Source organism: Citrobacter sp. XY323 (assembly GCF_025106035.1).
In the GTDB taxonomy this organism is placed as follows: Bacteria; Pseudomonadota; Gammaproteobacteria; order Enterobacterales; family Enterobacteriaceae; genus Citrobacter; species Citrobacter braakii.
In genome coordinates this window covers 126482-151849 of sequence record NZ_JANYUK010000009.1, presented here as the reverse complement: position 1 = coordinate 151849, position 25368 = coordinate 126482, and the positions used below count along the sequence as shown (strand labels likewise).

The 25368-nt window shown below is 52.4% G+C and carries 21 protein-coding genes; 18 read left to right on the top strand and 3 right to left on the bottom strand.

Annotation, left to right across the window (positions count from 1 at the left end):
• From vexA to vexE, 5 genes are read left to right on the top strand one after another with little or no spacing between them, the layout of a single operon-like run.
• Positions 1–1068 carry a Vi polysaccharide ABC transporter protein VexA gene (vexA, locus tag N0B36_RS13420; RefSeq protein ID WP_047414406.1) on the top strand — a complete coding sequence of 356 codons (1068 nt, stop codon included), beginning with the start codon at positions 1–3 and terminating at the stop codon, positions 1066–1068.
• Between the two features lie 9 nt (positions 1069–1077).
• The gene (vexB, locus tag N0B36_RS13415; protein ID WP_047499331.1) at positions 1078–1872 is read left to right on the top strand and encodes a Vi polysaccharide ABC transporter inner membrane protein VexB; all 795 of its coding nucleotides are present in this window, start codon (positions 1078–1080) and stop codon (positions 1870–1872) included.
• Between the two features lie 25 nt (positions 1873–1897).
• A complete protein-coding gene (gene vexC / locus N0B36_RS13410; RefSeq protein ID WP_047499332.1) occupies positions 1898–2593 on the top strand; it encodes a Vi polysaccharide ABC transporter ATP-binding protein VexC in 696 nt (231 codons plus the stop codon).
• A gap of 22 nt (positions 2594–2615) precedes the next feature.
• Positions 2616–3920 carry a Vi polysaccharide ABC transporter inner membrane protein VexD gene (gene vexD, locus N0B36_RS13405; RefSeq protein WP_047499334.1) on the top strand — a complete coding sequence of 435 codons (1305 nt, stop codon included), beginning with the start codon at positions 2616–2618 and terminating at the stop codon, positions 3918–3920.
• Between the two features lie 19 nt (positions 3921–3939).
• Positions 3940–5922, top strand: a complete 1983-nt coding sequence (gene vexE, locus N0B36_RS13400; protein WP_259688481.1) for a Vi polysaccharide transport protein VexE — start codon at positions 3940–3942, stop codon at positions 5920–5922.
• A gap of 228 nt (positions 5923–6150) precedes the next feature.
• On the opposite strand, the gene N0B36_RS13395 is transcribed toward vexE, so the two are convergent.
• Positions 6151–6687, bottom strand: a complete 537-nt coding sequence (locus N0B36_RS13395; RefSeq protein WP_200051870.1) for a GNAT family N-acetyltransferase — start codon at positions 6685–6687, stop codon at positions 6151–6153.
• Between the two features lie 950 nt (positions 6688–7637).
• Between N0B36_RS13395 and pgaA the strand changes: the two genes are divergently transcribed.
• The 6 genes from pgaA (at position 7638) to N0B36_RS13365 (ending at position 14562) form a co-directional block, all read left to right on the top strand.
• Entirely contained in the window at positions 7638–10100 is a 2463-nt protein-coding gene (gene pgaA, locus N0B36_RS13390) for a poly-beta-1,6 N-acetyl-D-glucosamine export porin PgaA (protein ID WP_016154307.1), read from the top strand.
• A 9-nt stretch (positions 10101–10109) separates the two neighbouring features.
• The gene (pgaB, locus tag N0B36_RS13385; protein ID WP_016157399.1) at positions 10110–12131 is read left to right on the top strand and encodes a poly-beta-1,6-N-acetyl-D-glucosamine N-deacetylase PgaB; all 2022 of its coding nucleotides are present in this window, start codon (positions 10110–10112) and stop codon (positions 12129–12131) included.
• Entirely contained in the window at positions 12128–13462 is a 1335-nt protein-coding gene (gene pgaC / locus N0B36_RS13380) for a poly-beta-1,6-N-acetyl-D-glucosamine synthase (RefSeq protein WP_191220756.1), read from the top strand. Before pgaB ends, pgaC begins: the two co-directional genes overlap by 4 nt.
• Positions 13459–13965 carry a poly-beta-1,6-N-acetyl-D-glucosamine biosynthesis protein PgaD gene (gene pgaD / locus N0B36_RS13375; RefSeq protein WP_049041934.1) on the top strand — a complete coding sequence of 169 codons (507 nt, stop codon included), beginning with the start codon at positions 13459–13461 and terminating at the stop codon, positions 13963–13965. Before pgaC ends, pgaD begins: the two co-directional genes overlap by 4 nt.
• Before the next feature lie 82 nt (positions 13966–14047).
• A complete protein-coding gene (yjdI, locus tag N0B36_RS13370; RefSeq protein WP_103766810.1) occupies positions 14048–14278 on the top strand; it encodes a 4Fe-4S mono-cluster protein YjdI in 231 nt (76 codons plus the stop codon).
• A gap of 11 nt (positions 14279–14289) precedes the next feature.
• Entirely contained in the window at positions 14290–14562 is a 273-nt protein-coding gene (locus tag N0B36_RS13365; protein WP_103766706.1) for a GNAT family N-acetyltransferase, read from the top strand.
• Between the two features lie 42 nt (positions 14563–14604).
• On the opposite strand, the gene N0B36_RS13360 is transcribed toward N0B36_RS13365, so the two are convergent.
• Positions 14605–15534 (bottom strand): LysR substrate-binding domain-containing protein, encoded by a 930-nt coding sequence (locus N0B36_RS13360; RefSeq protein ID WP_016154301.1) that lies wholly within the window; start codon positions 15532–15534, stop codon positions 14605–14607.
• 390 nt (positions 15535–15924) lie between these two features.
• Between N0B36_RS13360 and N0B36_RS13355 the strand changes: the two genes are divergently transcribed.
• From N0B36_RS13355 to N0B36_RS13325, 7 genes are all read left to right on the top strand, one after another.
• Positions 15925–16530: an ankyrin repeat domain-containing protein gene (locus N0B36_RS13355; RefSeq protein WP_016157395.1), complete on the top strand. Its 606-nt coding sequence runs from the start codon at positions 15925–15927 to the stop codon at positions 16528–16530.
• A gap of 126 nt (positions 16531–16656) precedes the next feature.
• On the top strand, positions 16657–17445 hold the full coding sequence (locus N0B36_RS13350) for a DUF2877 domain-containing protein (RefSeq protein WP_259688479.1): 789 nt from the start codon (positions 16657–16659) through the stop codon (positions 17443–17445).
• A complete protein-coding gene (fdrA, locus tag N0B36_RS13345) occupies positions 17423–18970 on the top strand; it encodes an acyl-CoA synthetase FdrA (RefSeq protein WP_200108192.1) in 1548 nt (515 codons plus the stop codon). The genes N0B36_RS13350 and fdrA overlap by 23 nt, the downstream gene beginning before the upstream one ends.
• Complete coding sequence (locus N0B36_RS13340; RefSeq protein WP_016154297.1) at positions 18970–20388, top strand: DUF1116 domain-containing protein; 1419 nt, start codon at positions 18970–18972, stop codon at positions 20386–20388. Before fdrA ends, N0B36_RS13340 begins: the two co-directional genes overlap by 1 nt.
• A gap of 117 nt (positions 20389–20505) precedes the next feature.
• Positions 20506–22056, top strand: a complete 1551-nt coding sequence (locus N0B36_RS13335; RefSeq protein WP_016154296.1) for a hypothetical protein — start codon at positions 20506–20508, stop codon at positions 22054–22056.
• A gap of 26 nt (positions 22057–22082) precedes the next feature.
• Entirely contained in the window at positions 22083–23033 is a 951-nt protein-coding gene (locus tag N0B36_RS13330; protein WP_046276124.1) for a carbamate kinase family protein, read from the top strand.
• A gap of 12 nt (positions 23034–23045) precedes the next feature.
• Positions 23046–24428 carry an amidohydrolase family protein gene (locus tag N0B36_RS13325; RefSeq protein WP_016157391.1) on the top strand — a complete coding sequence of 461 codons (1383 nt, stop codon included), beginning with the start codon at positions 23046–23048 and terminating at the stop codon, positions 24426–24428.
• A gap of 45 nt (positions 24429–24473) precedes the next feature.
• Here the strand turns inward: N0B36_RS13325 and N0B36_RS13320 are convergent, their stop codons facing one another.
• On the bottom strand, positions 24474–25349 hold the full coding sequence (locus tag N0B36_RS13320) for a nickel/cobalt efflux protein RcnA (protein WP_141875606.1): 876 nt from the start codon (positions 25347–25349) through the stop codon (positions 24474–24476).
• Positions 25350–25368 lie beyond the last annotated feature (19 nt).

Here is a 25368-nt window from a genome sequence, read left to right as displayed (position 1 = left end):
ATGAAAAAAATTATTATATTGTTAACGACGTTTTTTCTGCTTTCGGGATGCACTATTCCCAGGGCGGTATTTAAATCCAGCCTGATTAATCAGGACGATCCTCATTATCATCTGGTTGAAGTCACACCGACATTAAAACTGAGTGATGCCGATACTGTGCCGAAAACTATTGTCGATCCGGTCTTTGCCGAAAATAACTGGCACTGGACATCTTTGGCTAAAGGCGATGTGCTGCATATCACTATTTTATCCTCGGGCGGGGCGGGGTACTTATCCAATAACGCAAGCGGCGACCGGGCGGATTTTGAAAATATTCTTGTGACTGACGGTAATATCGTTCAGGTGCCTTATGCCGGGATAATCCCGGTTACCGGGCTGGATGTGACACAACTGGCTGAAGAGATCAGAAAGCGACTTTCGCGCGTTGTCCTGAATCCTCAGGTGCTGGTGACGCTTACCGCCCGCACTGGAGCCATGGTGACGGTCGAGGGCAGCGGGAAAACGGGTCGCTACCCTCTCGAACAGAGTATGAATCGTCTTAGTCATTTTTTGGCAACGGCGGCGGCAGTAGAAAATACCAGCGCAGAGATGATGGAAGTTCACGTGACGCGCCAGCAGCATTATTTCAATGCGCGACTGTCAGATATTTATCAGTATCCCGGGTTGGATATTGTCTTACAGCCGGATGACCGTATCACTCTGCGTCAAGTGACCGAGTATGTTAATGTGCTCGGCGCGGCGGGTGTTCAGGGGAAACATGCTCTGGTTCAGCGTCATTCCAGCGTAGTGGATGCTTTGGCGCTGGCGAAAGGATTAAACGACAATCTTGCCGATCCTCAGGCGGTTTTTCTGTACAAGCATGACGAAGCGGAACAGGCGAAACAGCAGATGCGTAAGCTGAATATCTATCATGTCGATATGAGCCAACCTGACTCGGTGTTTTTAGCACAGGCCATGCGGGTGGAAGACGGCGATGTTATCTATATCTCGAACGCCTCTTTGACTGATTTCGCTAAGGTGAAAGCCGCATTCGATAGCTTTTTGATCCGCGGCTCTAATTCTTTCTAACGTCGCCATATGAATATTTTGAAAAATAATACTTATTATTTTATGAAACTCATTACCGTCTGTGAGTTAATCATTTTGTTAATGTCACGCGATATCAAAACACGCTATAACGGTAATTTGCTAAACTATATGATGGTGCTGGCCGTACCACTGGTATGGATAACCATTACCGTTATTTCTTTTCAATATTTAAATCGCACCGTACCAATATTTACTGACGATATCAGCTTTGTTATTGCAGGTATATTACCGTATCTGTTATTTCGTTATACCATTACCGCAACCATGCGTACCCGTTCATTCTCCACATCGTTGGCGGTTGTCTCGCAGGTTAAGAAAAGACATGTGATTTTTGCTCTTGCCGCAGTCGAATTTGTTAATGCGGTTATCATTTATATTATTGTTTCATTAATTAACTTTCTTATCTTCTCCCGCTGGGAAGCCCAGAAACCGATCCTGATTTTTGAAGGGATGGTTATCGCATGGCTTCTGGGGTTATCGTTTGGTTACTTTTGTGACGCACTGTCTGAACGGTTTCCGCTGGTCTACAAAGCCGTTCCTGTGGTGCTAAGACCGATGTTTTTGATTTCAGCTGTCTTTTATACGGCGAATGAATTGCCCTATTCATTATTGAGCATATTCAGCTGGAACCCTCTACTTCATGCTAATGAGATAGTCAGAGAAGGAATGTTTGAGGGATATAACTCCTTGTACCTTGAACCTCTTTACCCTCTGGCATTTTCCGCAACGTTATTCCTCGCGGGCATCATTTTTCACCTGATTTGTGACACTGAAAATCACTGACTTTGGCTTCAGGAGAGACGCGTTCGTGTTCGGTTTATTAGGTTGTACACGCTATTTTGAGTCTGATAAGGGCCCGCGGGTGGTCCTTGATAAAACAGATTTTGTCATGGATTACCATGAGCATATCGGTATTCTGGCGGCCCCTGGTTCAGGCAAAACGACGCTAACCCGATTGCTGTGCGGTATAGATGCTCCTGATGAAGGGGATTTTATTGGGCTACGGGGTGATGCGCTCCCACTGGGGGCAAATGCTTTTGTTCTGCCGGGGTTAACCGGCGAAGAGAATGCGCGCATGATGGCCAGTCTTTATGGCCTGGATGGCGATGAGTTTTCACATTTCTGCTATCAATTGACCCAGCTTGAACAGCGCTATACCGACAGGGTGAGTGAATATTCTGTCACGATGAAAGCGCATCTGGCATTTGCCATTAATTTACTGCTTCCCTGTCGCCTTTATATTGCCGATGACAAGCTGTACACCGGGGATAATACCTCACAGTTGCGTATGCAGGCGGCGCTAGCTTATGAGCTGCAACAGAAAGGGTTGATTGTGCTAACGCGCAACCCTCGGCTTATTAAAGAACACTGTCATGCGTTTGGCGTACTGCTGCATGGGAAAATTACGATGTGTGAAGATTTAGCACAGGCATCTGCGCTTTTTGAACAATATCAGTCAAATCAGGCGATGCTTCAAACTGATAATTATTCCTTTGATATATAAATAGAAAATATACGGATAGAGAGTGGAAAATTCAGAACGTATTAAAAAATGGAAAGAGGAAAGGGCGAAGGTAGCAGAAGAAAGCCGAGCCTTGCGACTGAAACAAAAAGAGGATGAACGCGCCCTTCGCCAGACAGAAAAAACGGCCGATGCGAAAAGTCAACATCGCCCAGACGCCGGTTGGTCCGCGACGGATGCTGATTCCGTCCGTAGAGCGTCATTGGTTATTAAAGAGCGACGTGTTCAGCAAGCCAAACAATCGCTACGTCGGCTCTTTCTTTATATTGCTTTGCCGCTGCTGGTTATTATGCTTATGTCGTGGCTATTAACTTCGCGTTTTTATAGCGCGGATGCCACCTTTATTGTGCAAACTGATGCCAGCCAGGATAATTTTTCTGGAACAGCTTTCTTTGGTGCAGGCAATGAGATGTCGGAGGGCTTTCAGGTTCGCGAGTTTATACTTTCGAAAGAAATGATGGAGCGGATGGAAAAAGATCTCGGTTTTTTATCTTATTTCGCGCAAGACGATATCGCATTATTTTCCCGCTACCATGCACCGCTGGGTATTAATGATGATCCTTATCGTTACTATTTATCGAAAGTCTCGGTTGCTGTCGATATTCAACAGGGCATGCTGCGTTTAAACGTCAAGGCGCGGAGTGCGAAACAGGCTGAGTTTTTTGCCCAGCGCATTCTGGCTTTTGCTGAACAGCACGTTAATACCGTTTCAGCGCGGATGCAGCAGGAACGAATTTTATGGCTGGAAAACGATGTTAAATCGGCCCAGGAAAATCTGGGGGCCGCTCGGCTTGAATTGCTAAAAATACAGCATATACAAAAAGATATTGAACCGCAGGAAACCGTGACCGCGATTTATCAATTAATTGCTGGCTTTGAAACGCAGTTGGCGGAGGCGAAAGCGGAATACGCGCAATTAATGGCTAATGGTTTGGATCAGAACCCCCTTATTCCTCGCCTGTCGGCCAAAATCAAGGTCCTGGAAAAGCAGATCGGCGAACAACGTAACCGCCTGTCAAATAAGTTAGGGTCGCAAGGCTCTTCAGAAAGCCTGTCCCTGTTTGAAGATCTTCGCCTGCAGAGTGAGATCGCCAAAACACGCTGGGAATCTGCCTTACAGACCTTACAGCAAGGGAAGCTTCAAGCGTTACGTGAGAGACGGTATTTGCTGATCATTTCTCAACCGATGGTGGTGTCTGACACCACTCGCTATGCCGATGGAACAAAGTGGTTACTGTTCTTCGTGTTGCTGGGCATCGCGTACCTGGTGACTTCTCTCCTGATAACTATCAGGCGGATGCGTGAATAAGGCGGAGTAAGGAAATACGATGAGCTTGCACTCTACATGTAAAAAAAAATCGCCAACCACCCTGCTCAAACAAGAGGATTGGGAGGGGCTATGTCACTATTTCGGGCAGCATCCCGAAAAAGTGCGAGATAGTGCTGGAAATGAGCAAAACATTATTCTCTTCGCTATCGCGTGTTTGCGTAAAGATGAAACAGATGCCGCGCTGACTTTGTTGTCCGACCGTGTGCTGACAGCAAAGAATAGCCGTGATTTATTGCGACGCTGGGTTATTTCGCCGCTGGCATCACATCATCGGGACGCTGTACTACAGGTGGTTAACAAACTGCTGGCGGTGAATGTGTGCCAGCCGGAGGATGTCCTGCTGGTCGCAAGCGTGCTGCTTAAGAGTAAACAATATGCGACTGTTGCTGACTTAGCCGAGCGGGCATGGCTCGCTTTTTCGGGCAATAGCAAAATTTTTGCCCTCCATCTGCGCAGCCTGACGCTGGTGGATAAAGAGTTACAGGCAATCTCGTTGGCCAGAACACAGGCGCAGGAAGTTCCCCCGCGGGGAGATATGATTGAGACCTGCCTCCGTTTCTTAAATAAAAGCCGCCTACCAGAAGATCATGACCTGGCCCGCGCATTGCTCCCTTTCTTCGCGTTAGAAAAGCAGGAGTCGGCGGGGCTGGCGGTTGATACGCTGTGCGCTGTCGGTAAATATCAGGAAGCCATTCAGATTGGGGAGTCCGCATTAGCCCGTGGGTTGGATGGTGCAGCGCTGCGTCGTAGCCTGGGGCTTGCCCACTATCAATCTGGCCGCAGCCGGGAAGCGAAGCTTCAGGCCGCTGAGCATTGGCGTCATGCCCTGCAATTTAACCCTGATAATTTACGGATCGTGACCCTGTATGCCGATGCCTTAATCAGAACGGGTCAGAATGAGAAAGCCATTCCGTTACTGCAGCAGTCGCTCGCGACTCATCCTGATCTTCCTTATGTCAGAGCCATGTATGCCCGAGCACTGCGCCAGGTTGGGCAATACGCTGCTGCCAGCGATGAGTTTGTACAACTGGCAAGGGAAAAAGGGGCGACCAGTAAATGGAACCGTTATGCCGCGGCGGCGTTGTTACAGGCGGGGAAAACAAGCGAAGCGGAAAGCGTCTTTGAGCACTATATTCAGGCCAGAGCAAGCCATCTGCCTCAGTCATTCGAAGAGGGGCTGCTGGCGCTTGATGGGCAAATATCTGCCGTTAATCTACCGCCTGAGCGCCTTGACTGGGCATGGGAAGTTGCCGGCAGACAGTCCGGTATCGAACGCCATGAATGGGAACGCCGGGCGAAGTGGGGGTATCTTGCCGATAATTATCTCCTCGACTGGCTTGAATGCCGTGGAGAGCAGGCCGACGAACCGATGTATCGGTTGGCCGATATATCGCATGTCGAGCAGTTTTTCCAACGGCTGCAGCTCGATAAGCGTGGTTGCATTGTTGTATCGGCTCATATGGGCGCAATGTATGCCGGGCCGATGATCCTGTCCTTGCTGGAAATGAACAGCAAATGGGTGGCTTCCACGCCTGGCGTGCTCAAAGGGGGCTACGGCGAGCGGTTGATTTCGGTTAGTGACAAAAGCGAAGCGGACGTGGTCAGGGCTTGCATACAGGCCTTACATAGTGGGCAGTCGCTTGTTGTGGCGATCGACGGCGCGCTGAATTTGAGCGCGCCGACTATCGACTTTTTCGGCCAGCAGATTACCTACTCCACCTTTTGCTCTCGACTTGCCTGGAAAATGCACCTACCCACCGTATTTGGTGTTCCGGTGTGGCGAGACGGGCGCATCCATTTTGTTTTGGAGAAAATGGTCGATCCGCAGAGGTTCGAAAGCCAGTCTTCTTTTATTGAGCGCTGGAAAGACAATTACCTGAAATGTGTAACCCAAATCCTGAATAGCGGGCCGGAAAACCTGAGACTGTCGGGGGGGATTTGGCGAAATATCACGCGCAGGGATGAATCATCTTCGGGCTGAAAAGATGTTTGCCCCGCGATGCCTTTGGCGCACCAGGCGGGGCCGCCCGCTAAGTAAAACTGAGTTATTCGATTTAGAAAGCATCCGTTCATTAACGTTCGGGTGCTTTTTGCGTTCTAACGAGCTGAAAAATGGAGAATTATTTAATAACTACGTTATACCTGATTGTGGTTCTGTTTGTCTGAGGGTTACCAGAGGACAGTATCCTGAAGTCATCCCTTAGCAATGTTAAATAGCGGCATCGAAATCCGCTGGTAGCGTACTGTTACCTGTGCCCAGGCTGCGTTGCATTAATACCGTATCAAGCCAGAGCCCATGCTTGAATCCAATGTTCGTCAGCGTGCCTATTTTCGTAAATCCGGCCTGCTGATGGACTTTCAGCGATCCCTGATTATTGCTGTCGCCGACGATAGCGATCAACTGCCGATAACCCTGCGTTTCAGCCCACTCAATTACATGGCGTAGCAACGCTTTTCCCACCCCCTGACGCTGTGCAGTCGGGTCAATATAAATCGAATCTTCGAGGGTATAGCGATAGGCATAACGCTCGCGGTAGCGGGTGAGATAGCAATACCCGATGACCTTATCTTCTTGCAATGCGACAACCCACGGCAGTTCCAGACTGCGGATTTTTTCCAGACGATCCTGCATCTCGCGGGTATCCGGCGGGTCAGTTTCAAAGCTGCCGGTACCGTGAATAACATGATGGGCGTAGATATCGCGTATGGCGGGGATGTGTTTTTTTTCAGCGTTAACGATTTTCATTGACCAGCTCCCATTGGCATCTTTGTCCAAATTACCTCAAAGGCTGGAGGGAAGGTAAGTGCAAAAAATTATGCGTCTATACCCGTCATTCTTTTAGCTGCATGTGCGTTAGCTACGCTAGCTCACTTCAGTCACATAGTTCGCTATGCTCCTGGGGATTTACTCACTTGCCGCCTTCATGTAATTCGAATTATTTAGGGTATATAAATTATTTTCAATGCAAATAAGCTTTCAAATTGTAAGGGTAAAGTGAGTGTGGTTGATACTGTCAATAATACGCAAGAGTGGTAAATACTTTAGCGAGTTGAGCAATGCACAATTCTTCGCGCACGTATTATGGCGGATACCAAAATACCAATTTTGGTAGATTTCAATGATAGGTTCAAGAAGTCATTTGATTTTATTGAGTTTTTACTGTACTTAGTTCTGCTTATGACTGTACCTTTAATTTCATTTTATCGACCCTGTTCGAAACTTAAAATTAGGTTATATTATTTACATTGTTATCTTTGTTGTTATCAGGGGCATTATTATCAGAACTTTCTCTATCCGCACACAATAGTTACCATGCAAACAGTTGCGCGGTGTAGCTATGCTAACCAGCAATAGTTATCATCGTCACAAGGTTTCGTCATGCAAACTTAATCTAAATCCAGAATTCAATCCCAAGAGTATTAGGATTATTTAGTCTAAAATACTTTTTTGTCTAAGAGTTTTCGTATCGCATAGCCACGAACTACGCTGAGTGATAAAATTTTCGAGTTTACGCCTGCTTTCCCACGATTAGAGGGCGAGGCGCGGGTAGTCAATAAGACGAAAGAATTAATTGCTTCATAACCCTATTGCAAAATAAGCGGCAGTGCATCTTACATGGTCGGGTACCGTAAGTAACTGACTGTAATATATTGAAAACGCTTATTTTTACTCTGATGTAAGTTATAAGGGCAGATATGTTAAGTATGCGTCGACATGCCAACTTCATTAAACGTTTTAAGTCTTTAAGCTGTTTATTTACGGCAAGCGTTCTTTTCCCTATGCAAATCTCTGCAGCGACATCAGATTATGACGCTTTGGTTATTGAAGCGCGGGGTGGTAATAGTGCACCGTTATTGCGTTATCTAGAGGATCAGGGAAAGCAAAGCGCGCTAACGCCAAATCAGGTTGCCGACTGGCTGCAAGTTTCCAGTTGGGTTGATAACAACGATAAAGCCACTATTGAAATCTGGCAGCGCTATCGTGGGCAGATGGATGTGCCTGCGCGCGGCAAAGTCGCCGCTGCACGTGCGTACCGTAACCAGAAAAACTGGAATGATTCATTGGCGGTATGGGAAAGCGTTTTACAGGAAGAGCCTGACAACGTTGACGTACGCACCGGCTGGATAATGACGTTGGCAGATGCTCGCTACAATCAGCAAGCCCTTACTGAAGCGAATAAATGGGCACAGGCACATCCGGGGGCTGACTCCGATGCGCTACTTGCCTACGTATATCATTCTCAGGGAAAAAACTGGGACGCGCTGTTGGTTGCCAGCCAGGCGGATGACGTTGATCCTGGCAACAAAAATGCAAAATCTACGCTGCTGTCTGCTCTGTCAGCAAACCGTGTTTCCGGGCCCGCCTTAAATATGGCGGAGGTAGTGCCTACGGCAGATCCTGTGAAGCGCCGCCTTGAGCTTGATGCGGCCGCCGAAATGGTACGTTCCTCCTATACGTCCGCACGTAATGAAGAAGAGCGGTTTATCGTGGCGGATAAAGCGCTGGCCCGCTATGACCAGTTGCTGGCTGCCTGGAAGGATGAGCCGTCCGCGCAGAATGATGTCCGTCGGGCGAGAATTGACCGCATGGGCGCTTTGCTGGTTCGTAAGCGAACGTCTGAAGTGATTAAGGAATACGAATCGCTTTCTGCGAGCGGCGAAGTGCCAAACTACGCGAAACGCTGGGTAGCATCGGCATGGTTAAGCGAACGCCAGCCAGAAAAAACCGAAGCGATGCTGATGAGCATCTACTACCCGAATGGACCGATTCCCGTTACGCCGCTTGGTCCTGAGGATCAACAGGATCTGTTCTACGCGCATATCGATAATGAAAACTTTGATGCCGCTAAAAAACAGGCCGAAAACCTAATCAAAGAGAGTCCGTACCTGCGACGCATCTATGGTTCGCCAACGCCGCAGCCTAACGATAACTGGCTGCTCGGACAGTCGATGCTGACGCAATATTATATCGCTGCCAATGAGCTACCTGAGGCTGAAAAGCTCGCTGAGCATCTGGCGCGAACAGGTTCAGGTAACCAGGGGCTGCGCATATCTTATGCCTCCGTTCTTGAAGCGCGTGGCTTGCCGCATGCGGCGGAGAAAGAGCTGAAGCTGGCGGAAGTGATTGAGCCAAGTAACCTGGAACTGGAGCGTCAGCAGGCTTATGTTGCGTTGGATCTCCAGGAATGGAGGCAGGCCGATGAACTGACGGATGACGTCATCGCCCGTAGCCCGGATGATGAAGCGACGCTGCGCCTCGCGCGTATTCGTGATGTCCACAAAATGTCGGAAGTGCGCATTAGCGGCACACAAGGGATCTCGTCCGATAGCCCGGTCAGCGGTAAGAATGACTTCAACATCAATACTGCCATTTACAGTCCGCCAATTAACGACAACTGGCGATTGTTTACTGGATTCAACTTTGCTACTGGCGAATTTGAGGAAGGTAAAGGCATCAGCCGCGATCTGGCTGCGGGGGCGGAATGGACTTCCCGCGACTACTGGGCAGAAATGGAAGTCTCTGGCCGAAATTATGGCGATGGTCAGAAAATTGGCGGTCGTCTTTCCGGCTGGCATGACTTCAATGACAACTGGCGCGTAGGCGGTTCGGCCGAGCGCTTGTCGCGTAATACGCCACTGCGCGCGCTGCGTAGCGGCGTGTATGCCAACGGCGGCGATATGTTTGTTCGCTGGTATCAAAACGAACGACGTGAATATCAACTGTCGTTTGCCGCATCACATTTCTCAGATGGTAACGATCGCATCGAATACGGACTCAGCGGAAAAGAGCGCATGTGGACAACGCCGCGCTTCACCCTGGACTTTACCCCGGGCATCGGCGGGAGCACCAACACCAAAGAGAATGTGCCGTATTACAACCCGAAGAGTGATTTTTCCGTGGTACCGGGTCTGAGCGCGGAGCAGGTTCTTTACCGCCATTATGACACCGTGTGGACGCAGCAAGGTCTGGCTGGCGTAGGTGGCTATTGGCAGCAAGGCCAGGACGCTGGTGCCATCGTTCAGGTGGGATACGGACAACGGCTCAAATGGAACAACGTCGTAGATGGCGGGGTGATGCTGATTTGGGATAAACGCCCCTACGACGGTAAACGTGAGCGGAATATCTCCCTCGCTTTCGATTTAAATGTCAGGTTTTAAGGATTGTTCATGCTGAAAAGATGCCTGTGGCTTAGCGCATTAATCGCTGGCTGGTTGATGATTACCGCGTGCAGTAGCGCGCACAATACAACGCCTCGCTACGTTCCTCCCGCAGAGAGAACGCCGCTGACGGCGGATCATCCGTGGCCGAAAAATAGCTTCCTGGTGCTCGGCTACCACGATGTCGAGGATGGTGCCGCCGACCAACGCTATCTTTCTGTGCGCACCAGCGCGTTGAGCGACCAAATGGCCTGGCTGCGTGATAATGGTTATAACCCGATCAGCGTGCAGCAAATCCTGGACGCCCATGACGGTAAAATCGTGTTGCCGGAAAAAGCGGTATTACTCACCTTTGATGACGGATATAGCAGTTTTTATACCCGCGTCTGGCCGCTGCTGAAAGCCTATAACTGGCCTGCGCTTTGGGCGCCGGTGGGGAGTTGGGTTGATGCTCCCGCCAACAAAAAAGTCGATTTTGGCGGCTTAATGACGGCGCGAGATAAATTCGCCACCTGGAAAATGGTCGAAGAGATGGGTAAATCACCGTTGGTGGAAGTCGGTGCGCACACCTGGAATTCGCATTTCGGTGCACAAGCCAACCCGCAGGGAAGTAAAGAACCGGCGGTGGCGAACCGCCTGTATGATAAGAAAACCGGCACTTACGAAACGGATGAACAGTACACGCGCCGTATAAACGCGGATATCTCTCTCATCACCAACAAGATCAAATCGGTGACCGGGAAATCACCGCGCGCGTGGGTCTGGCCTTACGGTGCGGCCAATGGCACAACGTTAAACCTGGCTAAAGAGCATGGCTATAAGATGGCCTTCACGCTCAACGAAGGGTTGGCGAATGCCGCGTTTCTTGATGACATCCCGCGCGTGCTAATCTCTGATAACCCCTCTCTTAAGCGCTTTGCCAGCCAGGTCGCTCAGGTACGTGAACCGCAGACGATGCGCGTGATGCATGTCGATCTGGATTACGTGTATGACAAGGACCCTGCTCAGCAGAAGCGAAACATCGACAAACTTATCCAGCGCGTTTATGACATGCGTATTTCTCATGTCTTCCTGCAGGCCTACGCCGATCCGCAGGGTGACGGAAATATTCGCGAGCTCTATTTCCCTAACCGCTGGCTGCCGATGCGTGCCGACCTCTTTAACTATATCTCCTGGCAGTTACAAACGCGGGCAGGGGTGACGGTGTATGCCTGGATGCCGGTTCTGGCTTTCGATCTCGACGCTTCCATCCCACGCGTAACTGCCTGGGATCCGAAAACGGGACGTACAGCGATCAACCGCGAGAATTATGTCCGTCTGTCCCCCTGGAGCAGCGAAGCGCGTCAGCGCATCACTGAAATCTATGAAGACCTGGCCAAACACGCCAGCTTCAAAGGGATTTTGTTCCATGACGATGCTTTCCTGACGGACTTTGAAGACGCGTCACCGGAGGCGTTGGCTGCCTACCGCGCCGCAGGGCTTCCCGGAAGCATTGAGCAAATCCGTAGCAATCCACAGGCGTTCGAGCGCTGGACGCGACTGAAAAGTAAGGTGCTGATCGACTTCACCAAACAACTGACCCAGGCGGTGCGTAATATTCGCGGTCCGCAGGTGCAGACGGCGCGCAATATTTACGCGATGCCGGTACTGGAGCCGGAGAGTGAAGCCTGGTTTGCGCAGAACCTGAATGATTTCCTCAATACCTATGACTGGACGGCACCGATGGCGATGCCTTTCATGGAGCAGATCCCGGCTAATGATGCCAACGCCTGGCTCGACAGATTAGTGAATGCCGTTGCACAAACGCCCGGCGCGCTGGACAAAACCGTGTTTGAACTACAGGCACGAGACTGGCGTAAATCCGGGGACGAGGCTGAAATCAGCGGAAAACAAATAGCCGAATGGATGCGCCAGCTGAAATTAAGCGGTGCAGGTAACTACGGCTATTACCCGGATGATTTCATCAGCGACAAACCTGAGATGTCAGAGATTCGCTCGACGTTCTCCTCATACTGGTACCCGCAAAAATGACCGATCGCATAATTGCTTTCCTGATACTTTGCCTGATGTTCAGCCTGCCGTTTGGCGTGGCGGTCATCTTTACAGGTGAAGTGATGTTGAACTTCGTCTTCTTCTGGCCTTTGTTTATGTCTGCTTTGTGGATAAGCGGCGGGGTCTATTTCTGGTTCTACCGTGAGCGTCACTGGAAATGGGGAGATGACACACCGCCACCGACGCTGGAGGGGAATCCGCTGGTTTCCATTCTGATCCCCTGTTTTAACGAAGGGATCAATGCGCGCGAAACCATTGAGGCCGCGCTGGGGCAGCGATATAAAAATATTGAAGTGATTGCCATTAACGATGGTTCAACGGATGACACCCACGACGTGCTGGAACAACTGGCGGTGGAATACCCCAGTCTGCGGGTGATTCATCTGGCTGAAAACCAGGGCAAAGCGCTGGCGCTCAAGACCGGGGCAGCAGCGGCGCGCAGTGATTACCTGGTGTGTATTGATGGCGATGCGTTACTGGACCGTGATGCCGTTGCCTATATTGTGGCGCCGCTGATCCAGTTCCCGCGCGTAGGTGCGGTGACCGGGAACCCACGTATTCGAACCCGCTCCACCTTAATCGGTCGGGTGCAGGTCGGGGAGTTTTCTTCCATTATCGGCTTGATTAAGCGCACTCAGCGAGTTTATGGGCAGATCTTTACCGTTTCCGGCGTGGTTGCTGCGTTTCGTCGTCGCGCGCTGGCCGAGGTCGGTTACTGGAGCCCGGACATGATCACCGAAGACATCGATATCAGTTGGAAGCTGCAATTGCGCCACTGGTCGATATTCTTTGAACCGCGCGCACTGTGCTGGATCCTGATGCCTGAAACGTTAAGAGGGTTATGGAAACAACGACTGCGCTGGGCGCAAGGCGGCGCGGAGGTGTTTATCGTGAACATGCGCCGCCTGTGGTCATGGGAATATCGCCGTATGTGGCCGCTGTTTTTTGAGTTCTGTTTTTCTACCACCTGGGCGTTTGCCTATGCGATCAGTATCGTGCTGTTCCTGTTAGGGCTGATGATCCCGATGCCGGACTCGCTGTATGTACAACATCTGTTCCCGCCGGCCTTTACTGGGCTTATCCTCGGTGTGGTGTGCTTGCTGCAGTTTGCGGTGAGTCTGATGATTGAGCGGCGCTATGAAAAAGGCATTGGCGCGTCGTTGTTCTGGATTATCTGGTTCCCGGTGGTGTACTGGATGCTAAGCCTGTTCACCACGCTGGTCGCTTTCCCGAAAGTAATGCTCAAACGCAAACGCGGCAGGGCGCGTTGGGTGAGTCCCGATCGTGGAATTGGGAGGATCGAATCATGAGCCAGCCGCTGATCTTTACGGAGCAGCGTTTGCTGCCGCGCATCATTGACGTGCTGTTAACGCTTTTTGCCTGGGTTGGCTTTTTATATTTGATCTATAAAGGGCTGATCACCGCTCTGGCGCACTCACCTTATATAGGCGTGCGACCCTTTTTCACCACGCTGGATACGGTCACGTTTTACATCCTTGTCGCGCTGGTCAACGGACTGGTGCTGATTGGTTGGGCAAAGTACAACCAGTTTCGTTTTCGGGTGGAACGTCGCAGTCGCAGGCCCGGACTGGAAGATCATGAGCTGGCGGAAAGTTTACGTATTACCCGGGAACTGGTGACAGAGCTGAACAAAGCGCGGGTGCTGACGGTTCACCATCATGAAAGTGGTGAAATCAGTCATATCGATGTGGACAGGGACATCGCCGATAACCGTCTACCGCCGCCGACGCCTGCGATGCTGGAGTATTTGCCGCCTGAGCCGCAGCCGTCGTGGCAGAAAAGGCCTGAGTGATATTTCTACTTTCAGCTGCTTCCTTCAGCCTCGCACAGGTCTATGATTAGACCCAGACAATAAAAAAATGCGAGGCAATGTCGTGGATAAGGAACTACTGGATGCCGGTTACCGGGCCTATACCGGCGAGAAGATTGACGTCTACTTCAATACGGCGATATGTCAACATTCGGGCAACTGCGTGCGGGGAAGCGCAGCGCTTTTTGACCTGAAGCGTAAACCGTGGATCATTCCGGATGAAGTGGAAGTCGCGACGGTCATTAAAGTGATTGATACCTGTCCGAGCGGTGCGCTGAAATATCGCCAGAAATGAGTGAGGGGACCATGGAAATTCTTGCAGGCCACAACAAATATTATGTTAACGATGCCGAAGGCAATCAGGTTGCCGAGATTGTCTTCGTGCCGACGGGTGAGCATCTGAGCATCATTGAACATACCGATGTCGACCCCAGCCTGAAAGGCCAGGGGGTCGGTAAACTGCTGGTGGCGAAGGTGGTGGAGAAAATGCGCGCCGAAAACCGCAAAGTTATTCCGCTGTGCCCGTTTGCCAAACATGAGTTTGATAAAACCCGCGAGTACGACGATATTCGCGCCTGATAATCTTACGTGCGCCGGAAGGCATGACCGCCGTCCGGCGCATCACTCCCGATGCAGCAAATCCTGATAAATTCCCGTCAATACCCCTTGTGGGCCAAACTCTTTTTTAATCCATTGGGTTACACGACCGGTGGCCGAATGCTGGGTCGCCAGCAGCATCCGTGAATCCTGACGCGGGTTGTGGATCTGCCGCGTGACCAGCAACGACTTTTCCATCGCCTCGCGCACCATATAGTCCGGCAGAAAACCGATGCCCTCACCCAGGATCTGGCACTGGCATTTGGTATTAAAATCAGGAACCAGAATCGACTCCTGTCCGTGTAACAGCCAGCCGACCTTCTTGTTGATGGTGTGGGCGGTGTCTTCCACCATGATGTTCGGGTACAGGCGCAACTGGCTCTCAGAAATCGGTTCAGGCATAAAAGCCAGCGGATGATCCGGGGCAATCGCAAACGACCAACGGATCGCGCCGATCTCGGTGTAATCAATCCCCCCGCCGTCCAGTAACGTATCCGGCGCGCCGATAGCGATGTTGGCGAGGTTGTTAATGATCGAATCCCAGACGCCGTTATACACCTCAGTGGTGACGGTTATCTGGCAGGTTGGAAACTGTTTCTTGAGAACCTGCAGCAGTCGTGCCGTATGTTGAGGGGTATACAACAGTTGATTAATACAGATGCGTACCCGGGCTTCAATGCCCTGAGCAATAGTATCAATACTGCGCTTGATGGCGTGGAAATCGTTGAGCAGGTCGGTCGCCTTGCGAAACAGATAGCGTCCGGACTCGGTCAGCTCAATGCTGCGGGTACTGCGGGTAAACAGCACCACGTCGAGCCCCAGCTCCATGCGCTTAATGGTGTAACTAATTGCTGATGTGGTTAAGCCAAGTTCCTCAGCCGCCTTGCTGAAGCTGCTGTAGCGGGCTGCCATCGTAAATGCCAGCAGGTTTTCCTCGGTAAAAATTGAATTCATCTTCCTCCCCTCCGGCGACAAACGCACATCCGCGACGCGATGATTGTTGAATGTATTTGTAATCCTTATGCAGAGCAATCAGTTTTGAACAGAATTTAACACTAGTTTTACAATTGATTTGAAGGTAATCACACTTCTGTATATTAATTGCAGGCCGCTATCCGTGTAGCATCACGCCTGATTTTCCTGACAACTGATTAATGGCTAAAAGCGGCTCTGTCATAAGGAAAAGATTGCACTACAGCACGTTTTGTTCTCATTGTTAAATTTGATTCAATAATCGACACGCTTACGATGAATGAAATTTAAGCGGATATTATTCTCTGCACTCTGTTGCTATTCTCAGCTTATCGGATATTTAAAAGTCTAAAAAACTGCAGGAGAGCGATTATGTCAGAGAAAGAACTCATTACTGAATTTCTGCTGGCGGCAGAGCAGGGTGATGCCGATGGATTAAAATCCTGCCTGGCAAAAAATGTGGATATTAATGCCACTAACCGCCAGGGGCGCACTGCCATAATTATTGCCAGCCTGAATAAACATTATGACTGTGTTTCTTTATTGATTGCCGCCGGTGCCGATATTAATAAACAGGATCAAACCTGTTTTAATCCATTCCTGATTAGCTGTCTGACTAACGATTTAACGCTGCTGCGTACCGTATTACCGGCCAATCCCGATCTCAATTGCCTGAGCCGTTTTGGCGGCGTCGGTATTACGCCTGCCAGCGAAAAAGGTCATGTAGAGATCGTGCGCGAACTGCTGCTGCGTACCGATATCAATGTTAATCATACCAACTTTGTCGGCTGGACGCCGTTACTGGAAGCCATCGTGCTTAATGACGGCGGCGCGAAACAGCAGGAAATCGTCAAGCTGCTGCTCGACCATGGCGCAAACCCGCACATGACGGATAAATACGGTAAAACCCCGCTGGAGCTGGCGCGGGAGAAGGGATACCACGAAATTGCCGAGCTGCTGATTGCGGCCGGAGCCTGACAGAGGAGCGCCACTATCGCTACGCCATCACGGCGATGCGTACGGGCGCTAACCGCAGACGGCGCGTTTCTCGCTTTCCGGGGAACGGGACGGGTTGAACAGGTTTTTTCCCGCGCGGTAAACCTGTTGATACCCGAACAGCAGCGGTTGCTGACGTTACTGAGTGAAGGTTGTGATAACGCGCCTAACAGCTGTCGGCTGGCGCTGACGCATTGTGAAGAGCTGTTTCACCCCGGTGAGAGAGTCAGTTTTACCGAATCGGGGATAGCCGTTGGCAACGATAAATGGATAGAAACTTCCGGTTGTCTGCCATGGCGCATACCACGGTGGAGGCTTGATGCAATAAGCCTTGCTGCAATCCGCTGGCTGCGCTGGGAAGAGGTTATCCGCCAACAGATAAGAAGCGCTGACACATTATTTCTGTACCAGGGTGATAACCCGTTTTATCTGGAAATCACCCGCCAATTACTGAGTCGCCGACAAACATTACTGGCGGCGTTGCAGACAGGAGAAAATATCTCTACAGCGGTCAGCCATTTAATTGGTCTGGGGATTGGTCTGACGCCTTCATCTGATGATTATTTAGTGGGTTTAAGCACTATTTTATTTATTCCGGGACATCCGCTGGGGAAATATCGTGATGATTTTTTAGCAGCCTTACAACGTGCCGGAAATAATACCACGCTACTCAGCAAAATAACGCTAGAGGAAGCCTTTCATCAACGTTATCGAGAAAGCGTCGGACGGCTGCTGAACCATATTATTACAGAGCAACAACCCGTTTCTACGCAATATATTACTGACATTAAAAATATCGGCTCAAGTTCTGGCTGCGACATGCTGTATGGCATGGCGGACGCCTGCGCCCTGAGCCACAGGTCCGGAGGGAATTATGTCGATCAGGATAGTTGTTAAAAAGAATACGTATTTTGATTCTGTCTCACTGATGTCTATCTCCACACGCGCAAATAAGCTCGATGGCGTTGAGCAGGCGTTCGTGGCTATGGCGACAGAAATGAATAAGGGCGTACTGAAGAATCTCGGTCTGCTCACGCCTGAACTTGAAGAGGCGAAAAGTGGCGACCTGATGATTGTCATTAAAGGCGCCAGCGAGGCGGCGAACGATCAGACGCTGGTGGCGATTGAAGATTTGTTTACGCATAAAGAGCAGGGGGGGCAGCATGAAGCGCGCTATGCCACGCTTGCCAGTGCGAAGAAGCATGTTCCTGACAGCAACCTGGCGGTGATCTCGGTCAATGGTCTGTTTGCCGCGCGTGAAGCGCGTCAGGCGCTGCAAAATAACCTCAACGTGATGCTGTTCTCTGACAACGTCTCTCTTGAAGACGAACTGGCGCTCAAGCAGCTGGCGCATGAAAAAGGGCTGCTGATGATGGGGCCCGATTGCGGAACCGCCATTATTAACGGCGCGGCGCTGTGTTTTGGCAATGCGGTGCGTCGTGGCAACATCGGAATTGTTGGTGCCTCCGGTACCGGTAGCCAGGAGCTGAGCGTACGTATTCACGAGTTTGGCGGCGGGATTTCCCAACTGATTGGCACCGGTGGACGCGATCTGAGCGAAAAGATTGGCGGCCTGATGATGCTTGACGCGATTGGCATGCTGGAGGCCGATCCGCAAACCGAGATCATCGCGCTTATCTCCAAACCTCCTGCGCCAACAGTGGCGCGCAAGGTGCTGGAACGTGCGCGCGCCTGCCATAAGCCCGTCGTGGTGTGTTTCCTCGGACGTGAAGCCGCGCCTGCGGATGAAAACGGTCTGCTGTTTGCACGCGGCACTAAAGAGGCGGCGCTGAAAGCGGTACTGCTGACTGGCGTGAAAAAAGAGAGTCTGGATCTGCATCCGCTCAACTGGCCGCTGATTGAAGAGGTCCGCGCCCGCCTGACCCCGCAGCAAAAGTACATTCGCGGCTTGTTCTGTGGCGGCACGCTGTGCGATGAGGCGATGTTTGCTGCCATGGAAAAACATGCGGAGGTTTACAGCAACATTCATCCGGATCCGGCTTTTCGCCTGACAGATCTCAACCGCAGCGTGGGACATACCTTCCTTGATTTCGGAGATGACGATTTTACCAACGGTAAACCGCACCCGATGATCGATCCAACCAACCGCATTAGTCGTCTGTTGCAGGAAGCACGCGATCCTGAAGTCGGCGTGATCGTTATGGACTTCGTTCTTGGATATGGATCACATGAAGATCCGGTTGGCGTGATGATCGAGGCGATCGTCGAAGCCAAAGCGATCGCCGCCGCAGAGGGGCGTCCGCTTGAGATCCTCGGCTACGTGCTGGGAACCGATCTCGATACGCCGTTGCTGGAAAAACAGTGCCAGATGCTGACCGATGCAGGCGTGATCTGGGCGAGCAGTAGCACCAATACCGGATTGCTGGCGCGTGAATTTATCTGTAAAGGGGAGGAAGCCTGATGAGCCAGACACTGTTTAACCAGCCGCTGAATGTGATTAACGTCGGCATCGCGATGTTCAGCGATGACCTGAAAAAGCAGAATGTTCCCGTGACCCAGCTCGACTGGACGCCGCCGGGCCAGGGCAACATGCAGGTCGTGGCCGCACTGGACGAAATTGCCGATTCGCCGCTGGCTGACAAAATCGCTGCCGCTAACCAGCAGGCGCTGGAACGCATTATCCAGTCGCATCCGGTGCTGATTGGCTATGACCAGGCGATCAACGTCGTGCCGGGCATGACCCGCAACACCATCCTACACGCCGGACCGCCCATCTGCTGGGAAAAAATGTGCGGCGCAATGAAGGGCGCGGTCACCGGGGCTTTGGTGTTTGAGGGGCTGGCGAAAGATCTGGATGAAGCCGCCGACCTGGCCGCCTCGGGTGAAATCATCTTCTCACCGTGCCACGAGCATGACTGTGTCGGTTCGATGGCGGGTGTGACGTCGGCGTCGATGTTTATGCACATCGTCGAGAACAAAACCTACGGCAACCGCGCATACACCAATATGAGCGAGCAGATGGCGAAGATCCTGCGCATGGGCGCGAACGATCAGAGCGTTATCGATCGCCTGAACTGGATGCGCGATGTGATGGGACCGATGCTGCGCGACGCCATGAAGCTGGCGGGCGAAATCGATCTGCGCCTGATGCTGGCGCAGGCGCTGCACATGGGCGATGAGTGCCATAACCGCAATAACGCCGGGACGGCGCTACTGATACAGGCACTGACGCCGTGGATTATTCAGACTGGCTATCCGGTTGAGCAGCAGCGTGAGGTATTCGAGTTCGTCCTCAGCAGCGATTACTTCTCCGGACCGACCTGGATGGCGATGTGTAAAGCCGCAATGGACGCCGCACACGGGATCGAATACAGCACCGTAGTTACGACGATGGCACGTAACGGCGTTGAATTCGGTCTGCGCATCAGCGGCTTACCGGGTCAGTGGTTTACCGGTCCGGCGCAGCAGGTGATTGGCCCGATGTTTGCGGGCTATAAGCCCGAAGATTCCGGACGTGATATCGGTGATAGCGCAATTACCGAAACCTACGGCATCGGCGGTTTTGCCATGGCCACGGCACCGGCCATCGTGGCGCTGGTAGGCGGTACGGTTGAAGAGGCGGTCGATTTCTCTCGCCAGATGCGTGAAATCACTCTCGGCGAAAACCCCAACGTTACCATTCCGTTACTTGGTTTTATGGGTGTACCGACCGCTATCGACATTACGCGCGTGGGTAGCACCGGCATTCTGCCGGTGATTAACACCGCAATTGCGCACAAAGATGCGGGGATCGGCATGATCGGCGCCGGAATAGTCCATCCGCCGTTCGCCTGTTTTGAAAAGGCGATCCTCAACTGGCGCGACCGCTACTGCCAATAACAACAATCGGGGCTAACGCTGTTAGCCCCACAGTAGCGAAGCGAAAAACGTTGCTTACCTGCAGGGCTGGGCGATCCCCGGGATCGCAAACGATGCTTAACCTGTTAAGGATATTCCATGAACAGCATAAAACTAGAATGGAAACGTGGTGACTGGGCTGCTTACTTTGGGCTGATGACCAACAACCTGACTAACCTGCTGACAATGATGGGGCTGCTCATTTTTGTCGTCGGGATCCCTACCGAAATTGTCTATGGTCGCATTGCGCCTGCCTTTGGTCTGGCGGTGCTGGTGGCCAGCGTCTGCTACGCCTGGTTTGGCCTGCAGATGGCAAAGCACACCGGGCGTAAAGACGTGACGGCGCTGCCGTCCGGGCCGAGCGCACCGTCAATTTTTACCGTGACCTTCCTGGTGCTAATGCCGGTATATCAGCAAACCAAAGATGCCAACTTTGCTATCCAGATAGCTCTGGTGTGGTGCTTTGTAGAAGCGTTGATCCTGGTCGGCGGCTCCTTCCTGGGCGAGACCATCCGCAAGATGATCCCGCGTACGGTATTACTTTCTTGTCTGTCCGGTCTGGGACTGTTGCTGCTGGCGATGAACCCGATGCTGCAGGCATTCGAAGCGCCGACCGTCTCTTTCATCGTCTTGTTGTTGATCTTCATTAACTGGTTCGGTAAGAAGCCGATTTTTGCCCGCATCCCTACCGGTTTGCTGTTGCTGATTGCCGGTACAGCGTTGGCGTGGATCTCCGGTTTGCAAAGCCCGGAAGCCATTAAATCTTCGATGTCTTCCTTTGGCTTCAATCCGCCGGAAATCCATGTCGACAGCTTCCTGCAGGGGTTGCCGCACGCGCTGCCGTACCTGGCTTCTGCGGTTCCTCTGGGTCTGGCGAACTACATTTTTGACCTTGAGAATATTGAAAGTGCGCATGCGGCGGGGGATGAGTACAACACCCGTAAGGTCATGATGGCGAACGGTTTTGCCTCCATGCTCGGCTGCATGCTGGGCAACCCATTCCCGGTGACCGTATATGTTGGGCATGCGGGCTGGAAAGCGATGGGGGCCAGCATCGGTTATACCCTCGCTTCAGGCATCACCATGTTCCTGGTACCGCTGTTTGGGCTGGGGGCGTTTATGCTCGCGATTATTCCGATGACTGCGATAGTGCCGATTCTGGTGTTTATCGGCGTGGTGACCGCCAACCAGGTGGTGCGAGAGACGCCCAAAGTCGAGGTTCCCGTTATCTTTATCTGCTTGTTCCCGTGGATCGCTAACTGGGCGTTGACCATCGTCAACAGCGTGATGGGCGCCGCCGGAACATCCGCGGGGAAACTGGGCAGCGACCTGCTGCACAGCAAAGGTGTCTATTACGATGGGCTGGTGCATCTGGGAAGCGGTGCGCCGCTGGCCAGTATGCTGTGGGGCTGCGTCGCTATCTTCGCCATTATGAATAAGCCGCTGCGTGGGGCGATTGCCGCAGCTTTTGGCGCGCTGTTATCGCTGTTTGGTGTGATTCACTCTCCGGCGGTTGGCTTTGCAGAAGGCAGTTCGATGATGTTTGTTGTGGCCTACCTGATGATGAGCGGCATGTTTGTCCTCAAGCATGTTCTTGATAGCCGTGAAGCGGTGACTGCGCCTGAGCAGGAACCGACGAAAACGACCTGAATCGCCTGTAAGCGGAAGATAACACTATGAAAGAACTTGTGGTCGTTGCCATTGGCGGCAACAGCATTATCAAAGATAACGCCAGCCAGTCGATTGAGCACCAGGCTGAAGCGGTGAAAGCGGTGGCGGACACGGTGCTGGAGATGTTGGCATCGGACTACAACATTGTGCTGACGCACGGAAACGGGCCGCAGGTGGGGCTGGATCTACGGCGTGCGGAAATCGCGCATGAGCGTGAAGGGTTGCCGCTCACCCCGCTGGCAAACTGCGTCGCCGATACGCAGGGCGGGATCGGCTATCTGATCCAACAGGCGCTGAACAACCGCCTGGCGCGGCGCGGTGAGCAGAAGGCGGTTACGGTGGTCACGCAGGTGGAGGTCGACAAAAACGATCCGGGCTTCTCTAACCCGACCAAGCCTATCGGCGCGTTCTTTAGCGAAGCGCAGCGCGATGAACTGCAGCGGGTCAATCCTGGCTGGCGCTTTGTTGAAGATTCGGGACGCGGCTACCGCCGGGTCGTCGCCTCTCCGGAACCGAAGCGTATTGTCGAGGCGGAGGCAATCAAAACGCTGACCCAGCAAGGCTTTGTGGTGATTGGCGCGGGTGGCGGTGGGATCCCGGTGGTGCGTAGCGATCAGGGGGATTATCAGAGTGTGGATGCGGTGATTGATAAAGATCTCTCCACGGCTCTGCTGGCGCAGGAGATCCGCGCTGACATTCTGGTGATCACCACCGGCGTCGAGCAGGTCTGTATTCATTTTGGCAAACCCAACCAGCAGGCGCTGGATACGGTGGATGTCGCAACGATGACCCGTTACATGCAGGAGGGACATTTCCCGCCGGGGAGCATGTTACCCAAAATCGTTGCCAGTCTGGCGTTCCTGGCGCGTGGCGGTAAGCGAGTAATCATCACCACGCCGGAATGCCTGCCGGCCGCACTGCGCGGCGAAACGGGCACCCATATTGTCCATTCCTGAGAGGAAATGTGAATGAAGGAAAGTAACAGCCGCCGTGAATTTTTAAGTCAGAGCGGAAAAATGGTGACCGCTGCCGCGCTGTTTGGCGCAGTGGCTCCAGTCGCGTATGCTGCTAATCCTGTCGGGAACACCTGCGGGGCGAAGAGCACAATGACGATTAACGATAAGCACTATTACCTGGATAACGTCCTGCTGGAAGCGGGGTTTGATTACGAAAACTCGGTGGTGGTGCATACCCGTACCGCGCTGCAAACCGTTGAAATTCAGGACGGGAAAATTGTTGCCCTGCGTGAGAATAAGCAGCATCCGGATGCGACGCTGCCGCACTACGATGCGGGTGGAAAGCTGATGCTGCCCGCCATGCGCGACATGCACATCCATCTGGATAAAACCTTTTACGGCGGTCCCTGGCGTTCGCTGAATCGCCCGGCTGGCACCACCATTCAGGATATGATCCGCCTTGAGCAAAAGCTGCTGCCTGAACTCCAGCCTTACACGCAGGAGCGCGCGGAAAAGCTCATCGATCTGCTGCAATCAAAGGGCACCTCGATCGCCCGCAGCCATTGCAATATCGAACCGGTTTCCGGGCTGAAAAACCTGGAAAATCTGCAGGCGGTGCTGGCGCGTCGCCAGCCGGGTTTTGCCTGTGAAATCGTGGCGTTTCCGCAGCATGGCCTGCTGTTATCGAAGTCTGAACCGTTGATGCGTGAAGCAATGCAGGCGGGGGCGCATTACGTCGGCGGTCTGGACCCAACCAGCGTGGACGGGGCGATGGAAAAATCCCTCGACACCATGTTCCAGATTGCGCTGGATTACGATAAAGGCGTGGATATCCATCTGCATGAAACCAGCCCGGCAGGCGTTGCGGCGGTGAATTACATGGTGGAAACGGTGGAGAAAACGCCGCAGTTGAAGGGCAAACTGACCATCAGCCACGCATTTGCGCTGGCGACGCTGAACGAACAGCAGGTGGATGCGCTGGCGAGCCGCATGGCGGCGCAGCAGATTACCATTGCCTCGACGGTACCGATCGGTACCTTGCATATGCCGCTCAAGCAGTTGCGTGACAAAGGCGTGGAAGTGATTACCGGGACCGACAGTGTGATTGACCACTGGTCGCCGTACGGGCTTGGAGACATGCTGGAGAAGGCGAATCTGTACGCGCAGCTGTATATTCGTCCCAATGAACTCAACCTGTCGCGGGCGCTGTTCCTCGCCACCGGCGATGTGCTGCCGCTTAACGATAAAGGTGAGCGCGTCTGGCCGAAGGCGCAGGATGAAGCCAGCTTTGTACTGGTGGATGCCTCCTGCTCAGCGGAAGCGGTCGCGCGAATCTCCCCACGCACCGCGACCTTCCATAAAGGCCAACTGGTGTGGGGGAACGTCGCAAGCTAGCCTGGTTTGATGCGCAGCGGCAATCGCTGCTGCGCTCTCTGCTCGTTAACCGACGATCCCCATATAGCCGTGAATCCCCATATATAAGCCGACCATCGCGATAAGCGCGCTGGAAAAATAGGGCGCTTTGCGTGCCAGTGTGTTAAATCCGCTCCAGCGTTTGGCCGCCTGCTGCACGCTGATTGCCGCTCCCACGCCCACCGTTACCAGCGTTAGCGCCAGCCCGAGGCTGAAGCACAGCACCATAGTGGCACCCAGCGTGAAGGCTTTGAGCTGGATGCAAATCAGCAGTACCGTAATGGCGGCAGGGCAGGGGATCAACCCGCCGGTCAGACCAAACAATAATATTTGGCCGTTGGTGACCTCTTTGCCTGCAAAGCGGCGCTGAATATCGGTAGCATGTGCCCGCTCGTGGGCGTCCTGATACGCTTTTGAATCTTCGCTCAGCCCTGCTAACGCAGCATGGTTATGATCGTGGTCGTGGTCATGTTCGTGATGATGGTGGTGAGCTTCACCGTGGTTATGATGGTGGTGATGGTCATCATGATCGTGGTCATGATGCGTCTGGGTCAGCCAGTTCTGTTCTCCCTGCCAGGTTCGCCAGAACATCCAGAATGCGGTCCCGAGAATAATAATCGCCGAGACAAACTGCAGCCAGGGCTCAACGGCCTGGGCAGTAAACGCTTTGCTGATATACATCCCACCGAGCGCAATCAGCCATACCACTGCGGTATGCGACAACGTTGCCGCCAGCCCCAGCATCACCGCCTGTTTGATGGTCCCCTTAATGGCAATAATAAAGGCCGCCATCATCGTCTTGGAATGCCCCGGTTCCAGACCGTGTAACACTCCTAATAGAATCGCGCTGGGAATGAAAAACCAGGCGTTGCCTTGCTGAAGAAGCGTAGAAAACTCACCCATGAGAATGATTCTTAGTTGT